Origin of the sequence: Candidatus Villigracilis vicinus, assembly GCF_016702885.1 — a bacterium.
In the GTDB taxonomy this organism is placed as follows: Bacteria; Chloroflexota; Anaerolineae; order Anaerolineales; family Villigracilaceae; genus Villigracilis; species Villigracilis vicinus.
Genome location: NZ_JADJDD010000005.1, coordinates 39,070 through 60,406, shown reverse-complemented (window position 1 = coordinate 60,406; position 21,337 = coordinate 39,070). Strand labels below are relative to the sequence as shown.

Sequence of the window (21,337 nt, the reverse complement as noted above, 5' to 3'; positions counted from 1 at the left end):
AGGACATAGTGCCATGAAATTAAAAACGTCAAGCAGGCTGTTTCTGATCGTCGCGATCATCCTCGCTGCCATTCCAGCGGGCGTATCCGCAGATTCCACACCGCCGGTGGATATGTTCCAGCTCCCTTGGGAACAGGGCAAAGCCTGGGTTTCATACGACGGACTTGATAACGGCTTTCGACGTTCCAACACCAGTCCGCATAACTATAATCAAGGCGGCGCCATCGATTTTGCCCCACATGCCAACATGGTCGTCGGGGAAGATACCTCGAACGCCTGGGTGACAGCTGCGGCGGCCGGAACCATTTCTCAAGTTGGTTCCTGTTTTATCAAGATCGACCACGGGAACGGCTGGATCACGGAATACTGGCACCTCGATAAGATCCAAGTTACAACGGGCAGCAAGGTTAGCCGTAATCAAAAGCTGGCGATCATTCATAACAACAAGACTCAACAAGTTTGTATCGGCAATGAATATCCCGGTCCGCACTTGCATTTTGTTTTTCGCCCCAAAGTTCTGGATACCCGCTTTGCCGGTTGGACGGTCAACTACAATGCCTTTACCAACCGCACTACCTATACCAAGAATGGCGTTACGGTTCCCATTCTCCAGCCTTTGATGAATATTCCCGACCTACAGACCGTTTCACGCGGAATCATTGACTGGAACGTGAATTACACTGGCAGCGTAGATACCTACCGCCGCGAACGCTGGACGCTTATGCTGATCGAAGAAGCAAAATTTGAGATCAACGTCAGCCCGGCAGCGATCGGGCTTGTGCCAGTCATCGTCCTCTTAGATTCGAGCGGAACGGAACTCACCCGTGCCAGCGGTACGCTTAGCACCACCCAGCCTGCTGGTTTTTACTATGTGGAGATCCGTTCTGAAGCGGGGACGGGTTATTACAACATGATCGCGACGAAACAGGAGTCGGGCGGAGCAACGGTCACCCCTTCTCCAACGGGAACGCCCACCCCAACCGGCACGTTGGTCGGCTCTGAAACGCCTACTCCAACCGGTACATTGACCGGCTCCGAAACGCCCACCCCAACCGGCACATTGACTGGCTCTGAAACGCCTACCTCCACACCAACACCGTCACTGTTTACCGATACTCCGACGGCTACCGAGACGCCCGTTGCAACCTTTACACCTACACCCTTCAATGCCAACACCGATACGCCAACCGTAACAGCGACTTCAACACCAGATCTGACTCAAACGGCGAACGCAGCCACTCTCACTGCGATCTCCAATGACACAACCCAGACTGCCATTGCCACAACACTGACCGCCATTGCGGACTCTGGTACACAAACGGCAATAGCCGCCACGCTGACTGCCAATGCTGCCACGCAAACTGCCAATGCCGCTACGTTGACCGCCATGGCAGACTCTGGCACACAGACCGCGATCGCCGCCACACAGACCGCAAATGCAGCAACGCTAACAGCCATCTCCAACGACACAACCCAGACTGCCGTCGCCGCGACCTTAACTGCCAACCCAGTGATTCTGACCGCGATTGCCGCCACCCAAACCGCAAATGCCGCGACCCTGACTGCCGTCTCAAACGATACAACCCAAACGGCGATCGCTGCAACTCTGACAGCCAATCCCGTGATTCTGACGGCAATCGCTGCCACACAAACTGCGAACTCTTTAACTATGACCGCAGCAGCAGCCACGCCGACTTCTTCCGCGACGGCTGTTGTTACGCAAACAGCTGTTCCAACACCCACCGGACCTTATGTCCTCGTGGATGTGATCCAATCCACGCTCACGGCGAACCAGACCAGCCTTGTGAACGTCAGCTTGAATAACGTGCCGTTGGAAGGCTACACAAGTGCAGAATTCGTTTGTAGTTATGACCCCGCCATTGTGGAAGTCAGCGGCATTCTTGCAGCCGAACTCTTCGGTGCAGACCCTGCTTCTGCATTGAGTGGACCTCAAAATGGACAGTTCATTCTTGCCATCGCGGGCAGTAACGGTCGGAAAGCCACCTCAAGCGGAACAGCCTTCACTTTCAGCGTCCGCGGATTGCAGGTTGGTCAGACACCGGTTCTGTGTACGGCGCGTGTATCGATGGGGCAGGGCAGTCTCCAGTCGATCGACTACATCCCAGATGTGGTTACCGTCTTCGATGCGAGCGTCTCGCCTACACCAACACAGCCTGTTTCATCGATAGTGTCTGGTCAGGTTATTGCAAGTAAGCCGGTGACCATTCAATTATTTGATGCGAATAACTCGTTGGTCGTGTCTCAAACTGCTGATCCAGATGGAAAGTTCATCCTGCCTGTGACCGGTGGTACCTATACCATTATCGCTTCAGCGCAGGGCTTCCTCAATGCGCAAGGGTTTATAACCCTTACTAATGGAGGCTCCACCGTCATGCCGACCATCAGCCTGCCAGCCGGTGATATTGATGGGAACAGTGTCATTGACCAATTTGATGCCCTCACGATCGGGATGAATTACAGCGCCGCCGCCCCCACTGCAGCCGACCTCAACAACGACGGTGTGATCAACGTCCTTGACCTTGAGCTGTTGGCGGCAAACTATCGATTATCTGGCGCGCTTTCTTGGTAATAAAAAACTGTAGGGGCGACTCGCGAGTCGCCCCTACTCGCGAGTCGCCCCTACTACAAAATTTAAAATTCAATTTCCCCAATTTGCTCAAAGTTGATATCGAACAGCTCTTCGACTTCTGTCTCTAGTTCCACATCCAACCCATCTCCTGCGCGGACTCCGCGGTTGCAGTACGATCTATAAGGGCAGTAAAGGCAGCGGTTGGAATCTTCAGTTTTCGGGTAGGAGGAAGCGGAATTAATTTCCTCTGCAAAACGGGTGAGGGCATCCCAATCCCGTTTGAATTGATCTGCATGGTAGGGGAAGCGTGCCGGGTCGTTGGGAAAATCAGAGAACCAGTAGATCATCTCGATCTGTTCGGGGGCAATGGGTTTGCCGTTGTTGAGAAAAGCACCCGCTTGAACCAATAAGGCACGGTACACACGGGTTTGCAAACGTATGGCGAGGAACTCGCTCTTGGGTCGTTTGCGGTAGGTCTTCCAATCGTAAATGTAGAATTTTTGCCCATCCGTGGCGACTAGATCATATTTGGCGACGAGACGAAACCCACCCAGCGGTGCGGACAACGTCACCTCAGTCCGGATGCCGGATAGATTTTTTAGACCCGTCACATCTTTATTTGTAATGAAATTATTCCACCAATTTTCAATCGTATCGGTATTGGCTGTTTTTGCAATTTGCTGTTCTGGAATGCCGATGAAGTATTGCTGAACCAGTCGATGAAAATATTCGCCTTCACGCTGATGCTTCTCATTCTCAAGTGCAGGTTCTGTTTCAATGGCAGGATATGCCAGGTGTTGAAGATAGCGCAGTTCAAAACGACGCGGGCAGTCGTTGTAATCCTGCAAGGACGATTGGCTGAGCGAGTTCAGTTCAATGGGCATGTCTTATTTTGCCACAGAATTTTGTCCCTATGCTATACTTTTGCCAAAATACGAGGATGGATAGGGAGCAAAACCCTACCATGCTCATTAGAATTTGGAGTTTTATGGGACAGGAAACACAGGTAGCCGTCTTTATCGACTACGACAATATAGAAATAAGTGTGGAAGAAACCTTTGGCAAAGGCACCGATGTGGATTGGGGGCGTGTCTTCAATTATGCTTCACAGATCGGGCGCGTGGTTTTGCGCCGCGCTTATGCCGATTGGGCTGAAGCTGCCAGCAAGCAGCGCCAACTACTGAACATGGGTGTGGAGTTGATCCACGTCAACAGCAAACGCGGCAAGAACGCCGCCGACATCCGCATTGTGTTGGATGCGCTCGAATTGTTCTACAACGAAAAAGAATCCTTTTCACACGTCTTGCTGGTCTCCGGCGACGGCGACTTCACCGAATTGGTGCATCGTCTGCGCGCACACGGCAAGACGGTCATTGGGTTGGGGGTCAGCGGTACAACAGCTGACTTCCTCGTGAGCGCCTGCGATAAATTCGTTTATTACGATAAGTGGCAGGGGGTTGGCAAGTTTAAGAAAGAAACGCCGTCGAATGGTGGGCAGAAACAGCAAACTGCCAAACAGAATAACCCGCCTGCTCAGAAACAGGAAAAGCCTCAACCACAAGAGAAAGCGCAGCCGCAAGAAAAACCTGCACCCAAACCCGCTGTGCCGATCTCGCCTGAAAAGCGATTGGAGCGTTATCTCAATATTCTCATCGCTCATAAGATCCGCATGACGCCCAGCACCCAACGTCCGTTGGTGATCTATAAACTTTATGACCTCGTGAAAGAAAACCCCGGGATCACCTTCAATCAATTGAAGGAAAAATCGCAGACCTTTTTTTCGACCGCCGCACCTCAGATCGAAGCCCAACTTGCGCTAGACACGGTTCATCAGCTTTTTCACACCTTCTGCTTCGAGTTTGATCAAAGCTCCGGGGCGCGCATCATGGACTGCCCCATGACCCTGCCCGAAGATACAAAAACACCTGCTGACCTGCTCAACAAATGCGATGGAAAACTTCTTCACATGATCGCGGGTGACCTGGGTGCTTCTGAAGTGCTCGATAAAGAAGCCGCTGCCAAAATTCTATATGGCGGCATACGCAACCCCAAAGTGCTTGACCATATTCAAGAATTGCTCGAAGCGGAAAATTAGGTATAATCACGACCATGCTTTACATCATCAGCGTAGGCAAACCCCTTTTTGCAATGGCGATCAATGGCTTCGATAACGCCGTTCCTTGTCGTATTGCGCCTGTACGCTGAAAGTTTTTACTTTCACACGCCGCAGGCATCGCCTGCGGCGTTTTTATTTAATTTTTACCAATTACGGAAAAAACCATGATCCAAATTCAACTCTCCAACATCACACTCGTCCTCGGTGCCAAACGCATCTTTGAAAATCTCAACTGGGAGATCCAGCGCGGACAACGCATCGGTCTGATCGGTGCGAATGGCGCGGGAAAGTCTTCGCTGTTCAAACTCATCGAAGGCGAACATGCTCCCGAACTGGGCGGAAGCATCACCCGCGCCCGCCCTTCGACAGGCTCAGGACAACGCCTCATCACTACGGGATACCTGCCTCAACACCCCGAGCTTGACCTCACACTGACGGCGCTCGACGCCGCGATGGCGGGCAATCCGCGTGTGGGGGAGGTGCATGCGGAGCTTGAAAGAGTTGAAGCCAGTTTGGGTGACCCTGAAGTCTATGGCAATGAAAAGAAGTTGGAGCGTGCGCTGGAGCGACAGCATCAACTCATTGAAGAGTATCATGCCCTGGGCGGTGACTCGTACCCGGAGCGGGTTAAGAGCATTCTGCTCGGGCTGGGACTCGCTCAAAGCGAATTGGACAAGCCTCTCTCCGTGTTGAGCGGCGGGCAGAAGAAACTGGTCGGGTTGGCGCGGCTGCTGTTGCTGAATCCAGACATCTTATTATTGGATGAGCCGGATAATCATCTCGACCTGCCCGGCAAGATGTATCTTGAAAAATTGATCCGTGAATACGATGGCACAGTTGTTATCATCTCGCATGACCGTTATTTGCTTGACGCCGCGGTGACACATATCGCCGAACTCGAAGATGGCAAATTAACTGTTTTCACCGGCAACTATACAGATTTCATGATCGACAAAGAAGAACGTTTGGCGCGGCAGGAGGAGCTATATCAGATCCAACAGCGCAGCCTTGCCCGTATGGAAGTGGCGATCAAACGCTATAGGTTGTGGGCGCAGTTCAACGATAAATTTGCGACGCGCATCCATGCCATGGAAGCGCGCATGCAGCGTGTGGATAAGATCGATAAACCGGTCTTGGATCGTCGTCGCATGGAGATGCAGTTGAATGGCTGGCGCGGCTCGAATAAAGTTTTAGAGTTGGAGAATATTTCAAAATCATTTGGCGAGCGTACCGTCTTTTCGAAGGTCAACGAGATCATTTGGCATGGCGAGCGTGTGGGCTTGATCGGTGCGAATGGAGCGGGTAAGTCGGTGATGCTGCGTATGATACTCGGTGAAGAGACCCCTGATACTGGCGAAATAAAGATCGGACCCAGCATCTCCATTGGGCATTACGCACAGGAACATGAGACACTCGACTTCAACCAGACCGTTTTGGATGCTGTCCGCTATGCGGGCGAGATGAGCGAATCAAAAGCCACGGCATTTTTGTTGCGCTATTTATTTACGTACAAGCAGGTCTCGCAGAAGATCGGTGAACTCTCCGGCGGGGAGCGCAGCCGTTTGCAGTTGGCGTTGGTCGTTCTCTCTGGCGCGAACTTCTTGTTGTTGGATGAACCCACCAACAATCTCGACATCGCTTCTGCCGAAGTGCTGGAGCAAGCCCTTGAAGATTTCGAAGGGACGGTCTTGGTCATTTCGCATGACCGTTATTTCCTTGACCAAACCATGCAGCGGCTATTGGTGATCGAGAATGGTCAGCTTGCCGGGTATGCAGGTGGATACAGCGATTACCTGACGGCGCGAAACCCGAAGTCCGCAGGTTAAGCGACAAACTTATAATAATAAAAAAACCATCGAAGGAGAGAGAGAATGATAAACCGACGTGACTTTTTGAAAGCCGCAGGCATGGGCATTGCTGCCACAGCACTGGCAGCCTGTGCCGAGCCTGCCCCCGCTGCGGAAGCATCCGCTTCTGCCAGCGATTTACCCGAACTTGATTGGCAGATGGCAACCAGTTGGACCCAAGGCTTGGACGTGCTTTTTGGCACGACGCAAGCCTTTGCGGACCGTGTCGCTGCACTCACGAACGGAAAGTTCAAGATCACCCCGCGGGCTGGCGGTGAGCTTGCCAAAGCCACCGAAGTGTTGGATGTAGTTTCTTCAGGTGCGGTGCCCATTGGGCATACGGCTTCGTATTATTACATTGGCAAGAGCTGGGTGATGGCGTTCGGTACTACCATGCCCTTTGGTCTAACATCTTCCCAGCAGAACGCCTGGCTGTATTCCGGCGGCGGACTTGAACTCTTGCAGGCTTTCTATGCCAGGACCTTCAATGTCATTCAATTCCCGGCGGGCAACACCAGCGCGCAAATGGGCGGCTGGTTCCGAAAAGAGATCAACACCGTGGCAGACTTGCAGGGATTGAAGATGCGTATTCCCGGCTTGGGCGGGCAAGTCATGTCTGCATTGGGTGTGCAGGTGCAGAACATTCCCGGCGGCGAGATCTTCCAGTCTTTGGAAACAGGCGCGATCGATGCGGCAGAATGGGTGGGTCCGTATGATGATGAAAAACTCGGTTTGAACAAGACTGCCAAATATTATTACGCGCCGGGCTGGTGGGAGCCGGGTCCGACCGTGGAGTTGCAGATCAATCTGGATGAGTGGAACAAACTGCCCGATCAGTATAAAAATGCCATTCAGGCAGCGGCAGCGGAAGCAAATCTCAGCATGGCGGCAAAGTATGAAGCGGCAAATGGCGAGGCGTTGGAACGGCTGGTGGCGGGCGGCACGGAACTCCGTGCATATAGCGATGAGATCATGCAGGCAGCCCGTGAAACAGCAGCGGAATTGTTCGATGCCAAAGCTGCTGAAGATGCCGATTTCAAGGCGGTCTACGAGCAGTGGAGTACTTTCCGCGCTCAGGTGCAAAAATGGAGTTTTGCGAACGAGTTTGGGTTGATGAAGTTTATGGAGAAGTAGTTCGATCGTCGCGTAGTCTGATAGTTGGATAGTCAAAACCCCAGCCGATGTATCTCGGCTGGGGTTTTTGTTACGGCAATGTTTTTGCCGAAAGGTCTATGAGCCACGTCACCGTTTGCGGAAAGGCGAGGACGATAAGGAGTGTAATCAGCTGCAACGCCATGAAGGGCAATGCGCCTTTGTGGATGTCGGAAGTGGGAACTTCTTTTGGCGCAGTGGTTTGTAAATAGAAAAGCGAGAAGCCAACAGGTGGAGAGATGAAAGCGGTCTGCAAGTTAATTGCAAAGACGACGGCTAACCAAACCATGTCTATGCCCAAGGCTTGCGCGGCAGGGACAACCAGTGGCAGGGCAATGAAACAGATCTCTACAAATTCCAGAAAGACGCCAAGTAGGAAGATGGCGATGTTCGCAACGATGATGAACGTCCAGTAGCCGCCGGGGAGATTGACCAACCACTCGGTGATGAGGCGTTGTCCGCCGAGCCCATCGAAGACCACGCTGAATAACGACGAGCAAAAAAGGATCGTGATGACGAGCGCCGTCAGTTGCGCTGTGGATTTTGCCGCATCTTGGATTAGTTTGACGCTGAAGCGTTTGTTCATCCACGCCAGCAGACAGGCACCTGCTGCGCCAACACTGCCTGCTTCGGTGGGGGAGGCAAGCCCAAAGAAGATGCTGCCCAGCACCATGAACACCAGCAAGCCCGGCGGCAGGATGACACGCACGGCTTGGCGAAACATGTCACTTCCAGAGCTGCTTAAGGCTTCAGGCGGCAGAGCAGGCGCGAGGTCGGGTTTGAGGCGGGTGATCACAATGACGTAAAGCATGTAGAGTCCGGAAAGTAAAAGTCCCGGAATGATCGAGCCGACAAATAGATCCCCAACTTGTACGCCGATCTGGTCACTCAACACAACCAATACGAGGCTGGGCGGAATCATTTGTGCCAGCGTACCAGATGCCGTGATGACGCCGGTTGCAAGTTTTTTATCGTAGCCTTGTTTAAGCATTGCGGGCAGGGCGATCATACCCATCATGATGATGGTGGCGGCGACAACGCCCGTGGTGGCGGCAAGGAGTGTCCCAACGAGAATGACCGCCAATGCCAACCCGCCTCGGACTCTACCGAGCAGCCTGCCGACTGTTTCAAGAAGCTCTTCTGCCAGCCCTGAGCGTTCGAAGACCGAACCCATGAAGATGAAAAATGGGATCGCCAGCAGGGTAAAGTCGGACATGGTGCCGAACCAGCGGCTGGGCATGAGCTTGAGCAAGTTAAGGTTGAACGCGCCAAGAGCATAACCAATACCGCCAAAAAGAATCGCTGTGGCGGCAAAAGAGTAGCCGACGGGGTATCCGCTCATGATGAAGGCGAAGAAGCCGACGAACATGAAGATGGCGAGCCATTCGTAATGCGTCATGCTTCACCTTTAATGATCGCAACGTTTTTGATGATCTCAGAAATGGTTTGCAAGAACAACATCCCAAATGCAGCCAGAAGCATGGATTTGATCGGGGCGCGGGGCAGACCGTCTGGGTCGGGGGAGAGTTCCCAGGTGCCGAAGGAGCCATCTGGCAGCAGGCCCCACGATTGTAAGACAGGGTGTGTAGTGACGTACATGCCGATGATACAGAAGATGCTGAGGAAGAGGGCATGCCCGATCAGGTCAACCCCGGCTTTGGTTTTTGGTGACCAATTGGCGTAAAGAAAATCCACACGGACGTTGAGTCCGTGTTTGAGGACGTAGGAAAACCCGAGCAGAAAGGTGAGGGAGAAGAGATACCACTGTAATTCAATGAAGAGGTTGCTGGTGAGTTTGACTTCGATGAACCTGCCAAGATAACGCGCCATCACATTATAGAATCCGACCGCGACGGTGAGTATCACGCAAATGGCAGAGGCATGACCAAGCTTGTCTGTAAGCGCATCAATGGTGCGGGAAAATTTGAGAAAGGTCTGCATGGATTGGCGGATGATAGCATAAAAACTTAATATTGCTTGTGCTATACTGGGTACTATATTTCACAAACATGAAAGGGAATCTACCATGGCGAAGAATATCGTGTTAACTCTGACGGGCAAGGATAAGATCGGGTTGGTTGATCATGTCACCAGTCTGGTGGTGAAGCGCAGCGGGAATGTCGAATCCAGCCGAATGGCTCATCTTGGCGGTGAGTTCGCCATGTTGATGCTGGTCACAGTATCAGACGCGGAGTTCTCGGGTCTTGATAAAGATTTTCAGACCTTACGCGGCGAGGGATATCAGGTGGCACTGGTGCAAACCGAGGGGGATGCGAAGAAATATGCAGGCTGGCTGCCCTACGAGATCGAAGTGACCGGTGCCGACCACGAAGGCATCATTCATGAAGTGTCACATCACCTGGCTTCGCAGGGTATCAACATCGAAAGCATGGATACCAGTGCAACGCCCGCGCCGATGAGCGGCACGCCGCTTTTCATGATGAAAGGCGTCGTGCTTGTTCCTCCCAAATTGAATTTCCATGAATGGAGCGACGCGTTGGAGGAAGTTGGCGATAAATTGAACGTGAATGTCAAAGTGGAAGTTGTGAAGTAACAAAAAAGGCGGGCAGCGCGGGACGCTCCCGCCTTTTTGATTCTCTTTTATAAAGATCCACCTTGCAATTGAAAAACATTTTTTTTATTTTTCGTAACAGGGTGATAAATTCGGGGTTATCTACCTCATGAAAATGCAATTCCAAGAGCAATTGGATCACGCCTGGCATTCCCCGGCGTTTTCTTCTTTACTAGCCAATCGCCGTGACCTGATGTTTGTTGCGGCGTTTGGGGTTTTGCATATTGGTTTCAGCATGGCTGGAATCACGTTTTGGAATTGTCCGATCCGGGCGGCTACGGGAGTTCCATGCCCTGGCTGTGGTCTGACGCGTGCCAGCCTTGAGCTTTTGCACGGCGACGTTTCCGCCTCTTTTCAAACTCATGCCTTTGCCTCGGTTGCTCTGGCAACCGTCTTTCTGATGCTCCTTATTTTAATTTTGCCTGAGAGTCTGCGTGAAAAATGGGTGACAGCGATCAGGAACTTTGAGACCCGTTCTGGCTCCACAGCATGGATAATATCTTTTCTTTTTTTCTATTGGGCAATTCGGTTGTCGGGCATTCTGCCTTTTCCAACCGATTTTTAATATCTATCGATAATTACAGGAGAGTGAAACATGGAATTTCTTGGACCAATTGTGATCTATATTGCGGGTATCGCAGTCGTTATTAAAATGTTCCAAAAAGAAGGCTTGCTTAAGGGACTTTTGGGGCTTTTCTGCCTGCTGTATGCTTTCATCTGGGGCTGGCAGAACACCAACGAAACAAGCCTTGGTCTTCCCGTTAAGACCTGGATGTATATCTGGACAGGTGCCTGGATCCTGGGTCTTGTCTTGAATTTCGCTGCTTCCAGCGGCGGGTAATTCTTTCATTATTGCTCTACAACCGAATTGCACAAAAACAGCCGGGAATATTCCCGGCTGTTTTTGATATGAGGAGATATTTCCTCATACCTGAATCTTGCAAACCCAATAGAGAAGAACAAGATCGCAAAACCAAGCAAGACATCTAATGACGGAAAACTATGACTGCCGTCCGCTATTTTATTTATGCTATTCTTCCGTATTTCTTCAGCAACTCTTTCACGTCTGCTTGTGGTAAAGCCTTGGCGCTGATCTCATGACCGGTCATATCTTCCGCAGCGACCAGGGCATTGAGGATGGCTTCTTCGGTTGCGTATGCAGTGGCGCCGAAGATCGGGTCGAGGTGATCGTTAGGCAGTACCTCGAGCTGCATTATTTTTCCACCACGTGCGGCATCGGCATTGGCGGTCGAAAATGCAAGGAAGATATCACCAGAACCATTCCCGCCGATGGAGCCGGTTCGTGCCATCCCAAGCGAAACCCGTTTCGCTACGCGTTTAAGCTGATGCGGCATAAGCGGAGCATCAGTCGCAACAATGACGATCAATGAGCCATCGTCCTGCCGAAAGGGATTTTCTCCATTGGTGGCAGGCGAGTCGTCCTTTAGATGATTGCCGATGGGGACTCCTGCGATCGTTAATTGATAGCGCCTGCCAAAATTGCACTGTGCCAGGACGCCGACGGTCCAACCGCCTAATTTTTGCGGCAACTTGCGGGAGGAGGTTCCTGTGCCGCCTTTGAATTCATAGCATAGCATCCCCGTCCCGCCGCCAACATTCCCTTCGGCGATCACCCCGGAGTGTGCCGAGTTGATCGCTTCCAATACATGATGCTCTTTAACAAAAAAGCCATTCATATTGTTCAACCAGGCATCGGCGGTCTCTGCAACCACAGGCAGCATCCAATGTTGGGTCAGTCCGTGATGCTCCACCTGCCATTTGATCAATGCATGGTGGACAACGCCAACGCTGTGCGTATTGGTCAGACCGATCGGTCCCTCAAGAATACCGCCTTCGTCAACCCATGCTGCACCGGTCATCTCCCCATTGCCATTGAATGAATGCACTCCTGCCAATGCAGGTGTGGGATCATCCATTCCGCGCGGGTGAATGATGGTCACGCCGGTACGCGCATCAGATCCCTCAATAATGGTGGAGTACCCGACTGTAACCCCTTCTACATCTGTAATGGTGTTATTTTTTCCTGGCACCCCTTCAAATGGAATTCCCAAGTCTCTTGCGCGTAACTTTTTCATACATACTCCTTGAGAGGCTTTATTCTACGACTGGCGAGGATTATAGCCGAAGGAAATAGATCAAAAATTGAGGGGGAGATTTTTTGATCGCAGACTTTCAGTAAAGGTTTTCACTGGTACAATGGGCGCATTAAATTTCGAAAGGATATAGTATGGCACACGATAAAGTAAAAGACGGGCTGGTTGTTTCCATGGAATACAAACTGACCGTGGACGGTGAAGTTCTGGACTCTTCTGAAGAAGCGGGTCCATTGCAATTCCTGGCAGGGTATGGCAACATCATCCCCGGCTTGGAAAATGAAATGATGGGCATGAAGATCGGCGACAGCAAGAACGTCACCGTTCAGCCTGCCGATGGATATGGCGAATTCGAGGAGGATGCCTTTATGGAAGTTCCCCGTACCGAATTCCCTGCCGATATGGAACTGGAAGAAGGTATGGAATTACACGTCACCGATGATGATGGCAATCATCAGGCAGCGTATGTTGCTGAATTCGATGATAAGAATGTAACACTTGATTTTAATCACCCTCTGGCTGGCGCTGTGCTCGAATTTTCCGTGAAAGTTGTCGCTCTGCGAGAACCGACCGAAGAAGAACTCGACCATGGGCATGTCCATGATGGCGATGGGCACCATCACTAAGATCGTTCAAAAAAGACCGTCACTTTCAAGGTGGCGGTCTTTTTATTATTAATTTTGAATTGCCTGTTCTGTGGCGTGAGTCCTTCCAGATTGGCGCCTTGCCAGCCAGATGCCTGCGCCAATGATCACGGTACCCAGTACGAACCCGCCAAAGTTGCCGATAAATTCATACACCAATTCCCATTGGGTGCCGAACATATATCCCAATCCGCCGTAAAGTATGATCCATGTTATTTCCCCGAGGATATCGTATAACATGAAGTGCTTGAACTTGTATCCGCTGCCACCGGCGATGAGGTTGGTCGGGATTGCCAGCGCAGTTACCAGAAAGCGAGTGAGAAATACTGCCGCCCAGGCGCGTTTATCAAAATTTCCTCGCGCATTGATCCAGGTTGGAGATTCTCCAAAGCGTCTTTCCACCCAGTCTTTGCTGTAATGTCCCATACCATAACTGAGCATATCGCCAAGCCCGGCACCTAATAGCCCAAGAATTGCCATCCCTTTCCAATCAAAATATCCTTGCTGCGAAAATGCACCCACAGCAATGACCATCAATGAAGCACCAACGGGTAATCCAACAGCACCGAGGAATAAGGTCAATGCAAATAGAGGTGCGCCATAGTTGATAACCTGTGTGAGGAAGAAACCAGAGATTGTGTCGCTCATGGTGATTTTGTTGATAATGAGGAAGACTCTCCCGGTATTAATGGCTCTGGCGGGTGAGTTTCGTTTTGGAATGCCTTTATTGAATCCTTCACCTGGGTCAGGATCACGCCAGGCTGATCTGGAAAATACTCTTCATTTAGTTGCAGCAGACTTTTTTTGCCATTCTTTTTTTCCAAGGGGATTCCCAGACCAAAAAAGAGGGCGTCAGGTGGAACTTCGTAGGTTTCTGAAATATATGGAATGGTCATCCAATCGCGGATGAGCTCCACATCCGTTTGATTGGCGGTGGGTGGTTTCCCATGGAATGGGTTGTGTCCATTCATGCGCTTGAACGACCGGATCATATTCATTCCAAAAAAAGCCACCACTACCATACCTACCAGAATCAGCCCAAATGTAAGGATACGCTGTTTTTTCATACCTTAATTTTATCTCTGCTTTCAATTCAATTGTAAAGAAACCATGTGGAATTAAAAAGAGCGTACCTTTACTGTTGGTAAAAGTACGCCCCATATCATGGCTGAAACCTCTGATCTATTCCTGCCACTCTAATTCGAAGTCACCGACAAAGACCGTGTGCCCGTCTTCAACACCTGCTTCGCGCAGGGCTTTATCCACACCGAGTTTTTGCATCATGCGTTGGAAGCGGCGTACGGATCCGTAATGTTCCCAATACGTCATCTTGGCGGCACGCTCGATCGCCACACCAGAAACGCGCCACTTATCTCCGTCTTCGCGGTGGATGCTGAACTGGTTCGGGTCCACTTCCGGCTTGTAGACGGGAAGCGCCTCTTCCTCAAGTTGTTCTGGCGGCAATTCCTGCAGCAGCTTATACGCTGTGAGTAAAACTTCGCGCGTGTTGGTGCGAGCCATTGCCGAGGCAGTGACAAGCTCCACTTTTTTCTTTTTAAAACTGGCTTGAAGTTCCTTCAAGCGCGCCTGTACATCAGGCTGGTCGATCTTGTTGATGACCACCACCTGCGGTTTCTTGCCGAGCTTCGTATCGAACAATGAAAGTTCGGTGTTGATCTGGCTGAAATCGGCGAGTGGGTCTTCTGAGAGTCCATCGATCATATGGATGAGGATGCGGGTGCGCTGGATGTGTCGCAAAAAATCATAGCCCAGCCCGGCGCCTTCATGTGCGCCTTCGATCAGCCCTGGAATATCTGCCAATACTACAGTGGCTTCTTCGTCGATCTTGGCAACACCAAGATTCGGCTCGAGGGTGGTAAAGGGATAATCACCGATCTTTGGTTTGGCATTCGTCAGAACCGAGAGCAGGGTCGATTTCCCAGCGTTGGGCAGACCAATGATGCCGATATCCGCGATCAGTTTAAGTTCGAGGCGCAGCATCTTTTCTTCATGCGGTTCGCCGCGTTCGGCAGTCCGCGGGGCTTGGTTTCGTGAAGTGGCAAAGTGCTGGTTGCCGCGCCCGCCGCGCCCGCCCTTGCAGACGATCAACTGCTGTCCGGTTTCGGTCAGATCGCCCAGCAAGTCGCCTGTTTCCGCATCGTAGATCACTGTCCCTGGCGGGACGTGGACAATGAGGTCTTTGCCGCCGCGCCCGGTCATTTGTGAACCACCGCCATTTATGCCGGGGTCTGCCGCGAACGATTGGTTGGGTCGAAAGTGGGAAAGGGAATTCAGGATCGGTTTTACTTCAAAGATGACATCGCCGCCTTTGCCGCCATCGCCGCCGTCTGGACCGCCGCGCGGTTCGTACTTCTCACGGCGAAAATGCACCATACCGTCGCCGCCTTTTCCGGATTTTACATGAATATTTACCTGGTCAATGAACATCCTTACATTATAACGGGAATAGTTATCAGGGTTCAATTATTCATTTAGTCCGTTTTTAGCTGCCCACTCATCTCAAATACGCCATCAAAAAATTTGTCATGTCTTTATTATGATTAGCTTGCTCGTTGCGGGGATAATCAGGCTAGGTGTGTTATGAATATTGAAACAGGCAAAGACCTGAGTACTACCATCCTGATCGTTGAAGATGAAGTTGCAATTCGCATGGGGCTTTCTGCTGCGATGAGTCGCCACGGTTACCGTGTGATCACTGCTGAGAATGGGAATGATGCGCTTCTGAAGGCGGAAGAACATCACCCCGACCTGATCATTTCTGACATTTTAATGCCGGTATTGGACGGCTTTGAAATGAAGAAGAAAATGTGCGATGACCCGGCGCTGGCTTCCATCCCGTTGATCTATCTGACTGCTCGTACTGCCGTGGAAGACCGCATCGTTGGCATCCGTGGCGGCGCTGATGATTATGTAACCAAGCCCTTCGATGTGGAGGAATTGTCGGCACGGGTTGAGGCGGTCTTGCGGCGCGTGCGTAGGGAACGCGAACGCGGGCATGAACAGGCGAGAGAGTATGACCAGGAAGACCTTGAAAAACTCCGCCGTGAACTGATGCAGAACTTTCACCATGAGATCCGTACGCCGCTTAATAATGTATTGATGTTCCTGGAGATAGTAGCGACGCATAAGTTCGAATCGCTCGAGGAACAAAAGGAATTCGTTCGGATCGCCCGCTCCAGTGGAGATCGGCTTGATTCGCTTATCTCAGATATCATCCTGCTGACAGACTTAGACCATGGGGCGATCAATAATATCCGGCAGCCGATCAATGTGGATGTGCAAATCTTGGAGCCGATTCGTCGCAGGTTAATGCGGTACGAGAATAAAAAACTGCATTTTGTACCGATTCTTTCGATCACACATGAGATCAAAGCCCCACGAAACGAATTTCCGCGGGCGGTATTGCATTTGGTAGATAATGCATTTAAATTAAGCCCGCCAGAAGGGACCGTCATTTTGAAAATGACTTCTGGAGTAAATGGCGGCGTGACGCTCGCAATCGAGGATCAGGGACCAGGTATTCCTGTAGCATTGCATGAGAAGGTCTTTGAACGGTATTATCAGGTTAGTCAGGGTTCTGTGCGTGAACACCAAGGTTTGGGGCTTGGGTTGACGCTTGCCCGTGCCGTCTTTCGTTCATTGAACGGCGATGTGAAGGTCATTGACAGTGCTCAGGGGTGCTGTGTGCAGGCGGTGTTGCCTGACGTTTCATTGGATGATCTTACTTATGGATGAGAAGATCTTGTCTGCCAGGAGATCTTCAGCCGATATGGACAAACAGGGTGGGAGACTATGGAATGGGGAGCTGGATTATCGTGCCCTGTTCGAGCAAACCGGTGATTGTGTTTTCATTGTCAACCTAGATCTAAACCTGGTAACGCTTAATCCACAAGCCGCCCGCCTACTGGGATATTCAAATGGAGAGTATTCCGCTGCTTTGGCTGGAGATCTATTTAATTTAAGCGACCCTTCCCGTCGGCGGATAATTCTGGAGAACCGCTTGAGCGTTTTTGAGCATGTGCTGCGCCGCAAGGACGGCACCCTGCTTCAGGTTGAATTAAGTTCGTCATTGGTGCATGATGTCAAAGGTGAGCCTGCCTATATTCAACTTATTGCGCGTGATATTGGTGAACGCAAGAAGAACGAACGACTGCTCAAACGGAATGTACGCGCCCAGTCCATTATCGGTGAAGTGACTGCTGTGCTTTTTCGGTCTTCCAATATTGAAGGAAGCATGCCGGAGGTTCTAGAGTCACTTGGGTATGCGGTGGGGGTATTTAGTTGCGTTATCTTTGAGGCGCGGAATTCGACCCTGAGAATAAGACATAAATGGGTGGATCCAGCCGTCCCTGAATTTGATGCGGAGACGGTCATCATGCCATTCCTGGATTCGCTTTCAAAGTTTCCAGACCGGGTCTTCTCTGTTCCAGATGTCCCTGAAAAAGTATCAAGCACACCTAAGACCTCCATGCTTGCAATTCCCATTCAAGGGGCGTTGGGGATGTGGGGATTCCTGGGGCTGTTCGATAAAGATGATCACCTCTCGTGGCTGCCTACCAGTTTTGATATCGTACAAACGACTGCGAATCTATTGGGCGCTGCGATCGAGCGGATGCACTATGAAGAGACCTTACGGTTAAGCGAACGGCGAAACCGCATCATTGTGGACGCATTACCCGATTTGTTGATCCGGGTGGATCGTTCGGGACGGATCTTTGATTACAACGCAAATCCGTTGCACCCGCTTTATATGGTGGCAGGCGCCGCGGTGGGTAAGAATTTATATGAACTATGGGATCAAGAGATTGCCGGAAAACTTTTGCCGCGCATTCCTGATGAAACTCTTTTCAACCTTCCGAGAACTGTGGAGAATTTTAAACTGCCAGGCAAGGAAGGCGTTTTTGAGGCACGCCTTTTTCCGCTTAGTAAACTTGAAGCTTTGATCATCGTGCGGGATATCACGGAACAGGCGCGTCTGAATCAGATGAAATCTGATTTTGTGAATTGGGCTTCACATGAATTGCGAACGCCGTTGACCGCAGCCATCCTTATGACTGAACTACTCAGGCAGAAGTGTACCCCGGAAGAAACAGAGGAATACCTGGGTACGCTGACGAACGAGTTGAATCGCCAAAAGAATTTGATCAATGAGTTATTGATGGCGGGGCGGCTTGAAAATGGAAGTTTAAGAATTGAACATGTCATGCTTGATCTTCTTCCGATATTAAAGGATTCGATCTCTGCCATAACACCGATCGCGAAAAAAAGAAATATTCGGTTGGCTTTTGAGCCAACCGAACGAGCCTGCCAGGTTTGGGGGGATGTGAGTGCCCTTAAGCAAGTCTTTGTTAACTTGTTGAGCAATGCAGTGAAATTTTCGCCTGACGGCAATGTGATTGAGATCGAAATGGAGTGGCAGGAAGATACCGTGAGCGTCTCTGTAACAGACCATGGGCTGGGAATCCCTGCCGATGCCATGCCGTATTTGTTTGATCGTTTCTATCGTGCCCGAAATGTCAGTGCAGCGGAGATACACGGTAATGGTATTGGTTTGTTCATTGTCAAATCCCTTCTCAAAGAATTGGATGGGTCCATTTCGGTCGATAGTAAAGTTAATGAGGGGACAACATTTACTGTGATTTTGCGAAGTAAATGAAAATCGGGTGAACTTTTCACCCGATTTTCATTTACTCACAGAATCCTTCTTCCAAATTGTTACCCTATTCCTGCCGTCATGTTTTGATTGATACAAGGCTTTATCAGCTTTAATTAACAGTTCATCGGCTTTTTTTCCATGGGTTGGGCAGGCCGCAACCCCTATGGATAATGTGATGGAAAGTTCCCTGTTTTCATATGGAATGCGAATTCCTGCACATAACTGTCTGAAATGATCAGCACGTTTGAATGCAGAACTTGCAGTTGTACCAGGCAGGATAAGCAGGAATTCTTCGCCGCCATACCGATATGCAAAATCTGAATCGCGGATATTCTTTTTGAGAAGATCAGCGATGGAGATAAGGAATTTATCCCCCGTCTGGTGCCCGTAGGTATCATTGACCTTTTTGAAACGGTCAATATCCATAATGACCACACTGGCAGATTTTCTCTCCCTCTGTGTGCGGCTTATTTCCTTCTCCAATGTTTCGGTAAGGTGACGGCGATTGTATAAATTAGTAAGGGGGTCATGCAGGGCTTGCTCGCATAGTTTTGTTTGAAGTTCTTCAATCTCGGAAACATGAACCCTCATCTGAGCGTAAGCCTGTTCCAATGCCAGATCTGTCTGTTTACGGTGGGTGATATCACGATTGCTGCCGCGTATACCAAGGTAGGTTCCGTTTTCATCAAAGACTGGCTGGCACACGTGACTGACCCAAACTATATTCCCGTTTGGTTGGATGACTCGAAACTCGATCTCGCCCACAACCTTGTTCTTGGTGGAGTAATGTATATGGGATTGAAACCAGGCAAGGTCTTTTGGGTGAATAATATCTTCAATTAATTTCGGCTGGCTTGCAAATTCTTCTGGAGAGTGCCCGGTTATGTTTATACAGGATGGAGATGTATAAATGAATGTACCTTCGGGGCTTTGCCAGAATTCCCAATCGCGAGTGTTATCAGCCACGGTACGGTATTTCAATTCATTCTTGCGCAGTTTTTCTTCGATTTTCTTGCGTTCTTCAACTTCTCGCCGGGTACGCGCCAACGATTTTTGAATAATGCGAATGACGTAAAATGCCAGGCTGGCAGTGCTTGCGAATAGAAAGGTGTATGCAAACCATTGGAGACATGAGTTTGAGTAATTTGGCGTGGGAAGAAGCCCGGCATTTTCTGCGGCGATCACACCTGCAATTGCCAGCGAACTGGCAATGCTTGCAATGAGAATTCCACGCCATTTGAAGAACAGCCCCGCCAAAATGATCATTGCAATGTAAGTGGAAGAAGCAGGAGTGCGGATCGTCCCCTGACTGGCGTTTATGGATGTGATCCAAATATATAGAAGAATGGTTAATGCATTTCCTGAAAAGATGATCTTGCCGCGTTGTAAGATCAAATACAATAGCAGCATACACGCCAATACCGAGGCGTTAATGAAGATGGTAATTCTGGGAACCGTTCTACTTGTCCATGAGAGGGGCAGTGCTAGACTTAGGTATATGATCCCCAGAATTATCCCGATGCGCAGCCAGAGATATCGATGCGTAGATTCTTCATCTTCCAGTTTAGGAAAAGCAAGCCATTTACGAATCCATGCGGGCATATGGAATCCCAATCCAATAATATCCAAATAAAAGTATATCCTATCTGGAGCGATAGAACAAAAAAAACGGGTGATTTTCACCCGTTTTTTTTGTAAACTATTCCATTCTTACTGGATTTCTCGGAATTAAGAATGCTGACTAAATTTCATCAATATAAAAACGCAGGCGGTTCAATTCAGTCCATTCGGTGGTCTCGTTTTCGTATTCCACTTGCACACGCTCACCGTCCACACCAAGCACGACCACGTCGTAATACAGTCCGTCATTGGCAGATTTGCATTCCACTTCTTCGTCAGGTTCCACAAGAAATTCCTCGAGGTAGTCTGAGCTTGTCCATTCTTCTTCACCGGTATCGAAGCGGATATAAATATCATCACCGTCAATTTTGACTATTGTGGCAGGATAAAAATATTCATCTTCATCGAAGAATGCGAATGCACGGTTGCCTTCGTTCCAGTATTCCATTTTATGTCCTTTCAAACTTGAATTGAAAACCATTATAACAAAAGACATTCCGCCTTTCTTTGTGTGCCTGCTATAATCTCGCGTATTATGAACTGGTATAAAACCATGCTCGAAATATCGACCTCAGGGAAGGGGCTTTTGGATATCACGTCATCTGTTCAGGCGCAGTTAAAGGAATGGCAGGTGCAGGGAGGCATGTGCTTTTTATTTATTCAACATACCAGCGCCTCTCTTACCATCAGCGAAAACTGGGACTCCACTGCCCGCGCCGATTTGGAAACCTTCATGGAACGCCTCGTACCCGAACGGGATAGCTGGTACACCCATGACCTTGAAGGACCCGACGACGCCACCTCTCACATCCGCTCCATGCTGACGGATAGCAGCCTTACAATTCCTATTGATAATGGCACCCTTTCGTTAGGTACCTGGCAGGGTGTGTATGTCTTTGAGCACCGTGCCCATCCGCATCGAAGGAAGGTGTTGATGCGGGTGCTTTCAACTGAGTGATCTTGTAAATGAAAGATGGGTTAGAATTATATAAATCATAAATTCTC

General features: G+C 50.1%; 20 protein-coding genes. 11 read left to right on the top strand and 9 right to left on the bottom strand.

Translation table 11 applies throughout. The features are described 5' to 3' along the window. Positions 1-13 precede the first annotated feature (13 nt). Positions 14-2,590, top strand: a complete 2,577-nt coding sequence (locus tag IPG80_RS05255) for a peptidoglycan DD-metalloendopeptidase family protein (RefSeq protein ID WP_345103437.1) — start codon at positions 14-16, stop codon at positions 2,588-2,590. 62 nt (positions 2,591-2,652) lie between these two features. On the opposite strand, the gene IPG80_RS05250 is transcribed toward IPG80_RS05255, so the two are convergent. Then, positions 2,653-3,474, bottom strand: a complete 822-nt coding sequence (locus IPG80_RS05250) for a PD-(D/E)XK nuclease family protein (protein ID WP_345103435.1) — start codon at positions 3,472-3,474, stop codon at positions 2,653-2,655. A gap of 104 nt (positions 3,475-3,578) precedes the next feature. Between IPG80_RS05250 and IPG80_RS05245 the strand changes: the two genes are divergently transcribed. The 3 genes from IPG80_RS05245 (at position 3,579) to dctP (ending at position 7,687) form a co-directional block, all read left to right on the top strand. Then, complete coding sequence (locus tag IPG80_RS05245; RefSeq protein ID WP_345103433.1) at positions 3,579-4,685, top strand: NYN domain-containing protein; 1,107 nt, start codon at positions 3,579-3,581, stop codon at positions 4,683-4,685. A 185-nt stretch (positions 4,686-4,870) separates the two neighbouring features. Beyond that, a complete protein-coding gene (locus IPG80_RS05240; protein WP_345103431.1) occupies positions 4,871-6,532 on the top strand; it encodes an ABC-F family ATP-binding cassette domain-containing protein in 1,662 nt (553 codons plus the stop codon). Between the two features lie 48 nt (positions 6,533-6,580). Then, on the top strand, positions 6,581-7,687 hold the full coding sequence (gene dctP / locus IPG80_RS05235) for a TRAP transporter substrate-binding protein DctP (protein ID WP_345103844.1): 1,107 nt from the start codon (positions 6,581-6,583) through the stop codon (positions 7,685-7,687). 70 nt (positions 7,688-7,757) lie between these two features. Here dctP and IPG80_RS05230 read toward each other — a convergent pair whose 3' ends face one another. Together IPG80_RS05230 and IPG80_RS05225 are read right to left on the bottom strand one after the other, a co-directional pair. Next, the gene (locus IPG80_RS05230) at positions 7,758-9,104 is read right to left on the bottom strand and encodes a TRAP transporter large permease subunit (protein WP_345103429.1); all 1,347 of its coding nucleotides are present in this window, start codon (positions 9,102-9,104) and stop codon (positions 7,758-7,760) included. Beyond that, positions 9,101-9,646, bottom strand: coding sequence for a TRAP transporter small permease subunit (locus IPG80_RS05225; RefSeq protein WP_345103427.1), 546 nt, complete (start codon positions 9,644-9,646; stop codon positions 9,101-9,103). Before IPG80_RS05225 ends, IPG80_RS05230 begins: the two co-directional genes overlap by 4 nt. A gap of 85 nt (positions 9,647-9,731) precedes the next feature. On the opposite strand from IPG80_RS05225, the gene IPG80_RS05220 reads away from it, so the two are divergent. From IPG80_RS05220 to IPG80_RS05210, 3 genes are all read left to right on the top strand, one after another. Beyond that, positions 9,732-10,259 carry an ACT domain-containing protein gene (locus IPG80_RS05220; RefSeq protein ID WP_345103425.1) on the top strand — a complete coding sequence of 176 codons (528 nt, stop codon included), beginning with the start codon at positions 9,732-9,734 and terminating at the stop codon, positions 10,257-10,259. Between the two features lie 127 nt (positions 10,260-10,386). Further along, positions 10,387-10,842 carry a DUF2752 domain-containing protein gene (locus IPG80_RS05215; protein ID WP_345103423.1) on the top strand — a complete coding sequence of 152 codons (456 nt, stop codon included), beginning with the start codon at positions 10,387-10,389 and terminating at the stop codon, positions 10,840-10,842. Positions 10,843-10,872: 30 nt separating this feature from the next. Next, positions 10,873-11,118, top strand: a complete 246-nt coding sequence (locus IPG80_RS05210; protein ID WP_345103421.1) for a hypothetical protein — start codon at positions 10,873-10,875, stop codon at positions 11,116-11,118. A 184-nt stretch (positions 11,119-11,302) separates the two neighbouring features. Here IPG80_RS05210 and IPG80_RS05205 read toward each other — a convergent pair whose 3' ends face one another. Next, the gene (locus tag IPG80_RS05205; RefSeq protein WP_345103419.1) at positions 11,303-12,373 is read right to left on the bottom strand and encodes a P1 family peptidase; all 1,071 of its coding nucleotides are present in this window, start codon (positions 12,371-12,373) and stop codon (positions 11,303-11,305) included. A 152-nt stretch (positions 12,374-12,525) separates the two neighbouring features. Here IPG80_RS05205 and IPG80_RS05200 point away from each other — a divergent pair, with 152 nt between their 5' ends. Beyond that, positions 12,526-13,017 carry a peptidylprolyl isomerase gene (locus IPG80_RS05200; protein WP_345103417.1) on the top strand — a complete coding sequence of 164 codons (492 nt, stop codon included), beginning with the start codon at positions 12,526-12,528 and terminating at the stop codon, positions 13,015-13,017. Positions 13,018-13,065: 48 nt separating this feature from the next. Here IPG80_RS05200 and IPG80_RS05195 read toward each other — a convergent pair whose 3' ends face one another. From IPG80_RS05195 to obgE, 3 genes are all read right to left on the bottom strand, one after another. Further along, positions 13,066-13,683 carry a VTT domain-containing protein gene (locus IPG80_RS05195; RefSeq protein ID WP_345103415.1) on the bottom strand — a complete coding sequence of 206 codons (618 nt, stop codon included), beginning with the start codon at positions 13,681-13,683 and terminating at the stop codon, positions 13,066-13,068. Beyond that, positions 13,680-14,102, bottom strand: coding sequence for a hypothetical protein (locus IPG80_RS05190; RefSeq protein ID WP_345103413.1), 423 nt, complete (start codon positions 14,100-14,102; stop codon positions 13,680-13,682). The genes IPG80_RS05195 and IPG80_RS05190 overlap by 4 nt, the downstream gene beginning before the upstream one ends. Positions 14,103-14,217: 115 nt before the next feature. After that, positions 14,218-15,483, bottom strand: coding sequence for a GTPase ObgE (gene obgE, locus IPG80_RS05185; protein WP_345103411.1), 1,266 nt, complete (start codon positions 15,481-15,483; stop codon positions 14,218-14,220). A gap of 153 nt (positions 15,484-15,636) precedes the next feature. On the opposite strand from obgE, the gene IPG80_RS05180 reads away from it, so the two are divergent. Both IPG80_RS05180 and IPG80_RS05175 read left to right on the top strand, forming a co-directional pair. After that, positions 15,637-16,791: a hybrid sensor histidine kinase/response regulator gene (locus IPG80_RS05180; protein ID WP_345103409.1), complete on the top strand. Its 1,155-nt coding sequence runs from the start codon at positions 15,637-15,639 to the stop codon at positions 16,789-16,791. Next, positions 16,784-18,712: an ATP-binding protein gene (locus tag IPG80_RS05175; protein ID WP_345103407.1), complete on the top strand. Its 1,929-nt coding sequence runs from the start codon at positions 16,784-16,786 to the stop codon at positions 18,710-18,712. The genes IPG80_RS05180 and IPG80_RS05175 overlap by 8 nt, the downstream gene beginning before the upstream one ends. Positions 18,713-18,739: 27 nt before the next feature. Here IPG80_RS05175 and IPG80_RS05170 read toward each other — a convergent pair whose 3' ends face one another. Further along, positions 18,740-20,314 (bottom strand): diguanylate cyclase, encoded by a 1,575-nt coding sequence (locus tag IPG80_RS05170; protein ID WP_345103405.1) that lies wholly within the window; start codon positions 20,312-20,314, stop codon positions 18,740-18,742. A 139-nt stretch (positions 20,315-20,453) separates the two neighbouring features. Further along, on the bottom strand, positions 20,454-20,780 hold the full coding sequence (locus IPG80_RS05165; protein ID WP_345103403.1) for a tudor domain-containing protein: 327 nt from the start codon (positions 20,778-20,780) through the stop codon (positions 20,454-20,456). 87 nt (positions 20,781-20,867) lie between these two features. Between IPG80_RS05165 and IPG80_RS05160 the strand changes: the two genes are divergently transcribed. Beyond that, positions 20,868-21,290 (top strand): secondary thiamine-phosphate synthase enzyme YjbQ, encoded by a 423-nt coding sequence (locus IPG80_RS05160; protein ID WP_345103401.1) that lies wholly within the window; start codon positions 20,868-20,870, stop codon positions 21,288-21,290. Positions 21,291-21,337 lie beyond the last annotated feature (47 nt).

Bases quoted from the DNA above. Each gene is read 5' to 3' on its own strand.
- IPG80_RS05255 (WP_345103437.1), top strand. From the start codon at position 14: ATGAAATTAAAAACGTCAAGCAGGCTGTTTCTGATCGTCGCGATCATC.
- IPG80_RS05250 (WP_345103435.1), bottom strand. From the start codon at position 3,474: ATGCCCATTGAACTGAACTCGCTCAGCCAATCGTCCTTGCAGGATTAC.
- IPG80_RS05245 (WP_345103433.1), top strand. From the start codon at position 3,579: ATGGGACAGGAAACACAGGTAGCCGTCTTTATCGACTACGACAATATA.
- IPG80_RS05240 (WP_345103431.1), top strand. From the start codon at position 4,871: ATGATCCAAATTCAACTCTCCAACATCACACTCGTCCTCGGTGCCAAA.
- IPG80_RS05230 (WP_345103429.1), bottom strand. From the start codon at position 9,104: ATGACGCATTACGAATGGCTCGCCATCTTCATGTTCGTCGGCTTCTTC.
- IPG80_RS05225 (WP_345103427.1), bottom strand. From the start codon at position 9,646: ATGCAGACCTTTCTCAAATTTTCCCGCACCATTGATGCGCTTACAGAC.
- IPG80_RS05220 (WP_345103425.1), top strand. From the start codon at position 9,732: ATGGCGAAGAATATCGTGTTAACTCTGACGGGCAAGGATAAGATCGGG.
- IPG80_RS05215 (WP_345103423.1), top strand. From the start codon at position 10,387: ATGAAAATGCAATTCCAAGAGCAATTGGATCACGCCTGGCATTCCCCG.
- IPG80_RS05210 (WP_345103421.1), top strand. From the start codon at position 10,873: ATGGAATTTCTTGGACCAATTGTGATCTATATTGCGGGTATCGCAGTC.
- IPG80_RS05205 (WP_345103419.1), bottom strand. From the start codon at position 12,373: ATGAAAAAGTTACGCGCAAGAGACTTGGGAATTCCATTTGAAGGGGTG.
- IPG80_RS05200 (WP_345103417.1), top strand. From the start codon at position 12,526: ATGGCACACGATAAAGTAAAAGACGGGCTGGTTGTTTCCATGGAATAC.
- IPG80_RS05195 (WP_345103415.1), bottom strand. From the start codon at position 13,683: ATGAGCGACACAATCTCTGGTTTCTTCCTCACACAGGTTATCAACTAT.
- IPG80_RS05190 (WP_345103413.1), bottom strand. From the start codon at position 14,102: ATGAAAAAACAGCGTATCCTTACATTTGGGCTGATTCTGGTAGGTATG.
- obgE (WP_345103411.1), bottom strand. From the start codon at position 15,483: ATGTTCATTGACCAGGTAAATATTCATGTAAAATCCGGAAAAGGCGGC.
- IPG80_RS05180 (WP_345103409.1), top strand. From the start codon at position 15,637: ATGAATATTGAAACAGGCAAAGACCTGAGTACTACCATCCTGATCGTT.
- IPG80_RS05175 (WP_345103407.1), top strand. From the start codon at position 16,784: ATGGATGAGAAGATCTTGTCTGCCAGGAGATCTTCAGCCGATATGGAC.
- IPG80_RS05170 (WP_345103405.1), bottom strand. From the start codon at position 20,314: ATGCCCGCATGGATTCGTAAATGGCTTGCTTTTCCTAAACTGGAAGAT.
- IPG80_RS05165 (WP_345103403.1), bottom strand. From the start codon at position 20,780: ATGGAATACTGGAACGAAGGCAACCGTGCATTCGCATTCTTCGATGAA.
- IPG80_RS05160 (WP_345103401.1), top strand. From the start codon at position 20,868: ATGAACTGGTATAAAACCATGCTCGAAATATCGACCTCAGGGAAGGGG.